Annotated in this window: 1 protein-coding gene; it reads right to left on the reverse strand. The window is 55.7% G+C overall.

The window, feature by feature from the left end; genetic code table 11:
• The coding region (locus AWU74_RS08290) for a division/cell wall cluster transcriptional repressor MraZ (protein ID WP_238580273.1) at positions 1–385 on the reverse strand (385 nt) is incomplete at its 3' end.
• Positions 386–461: the final 76 nt, after the last annotated feature.

Here is a 461-nt window from a genome sequence, read left to right on the forward strand (position 1 = left end):
GGCGAATCGCTCCCAATTCTTCCGTCGCTTCGCGGAAGAGCGGTTCGCTCTCCTCAAGATACGCACGGTATGCTGCAGCGTCCCACAGTTCTACGTACTTGACAATGCCGAGCATCACGCAGTCTTTGGAAAGCACGGCATATTTCCGCAGGCTTGCCGGTATCGAAAGCCTGCCCGCGCCGTCGATTTCGACTTCCTGCGCGGGAGCGACAATACGGCGCAGCATCAGCCGGTTTGGTGCCTTGAATGGACCGGCGCTTTCCATTAAGCGGGACGACAGCTTTTGCCATTCGTCCAGCGAAAAAAGCCATAGACAGGGGTCAGGTCCTTGCGTGACGACCAGCGTGGAATCGGAAAATTCGGAACGCAATTTCGCGGGAAACAATATCCGCCCCTTTTCGTCCAGCGTGTTCCGATATTCGCCCGTCCGCAATTCAAACCCACTTTTACCCACTTTTACC

The organism is Treponema endosymbiont of Eucomonympha sp., from assembly GCF_001028545.1.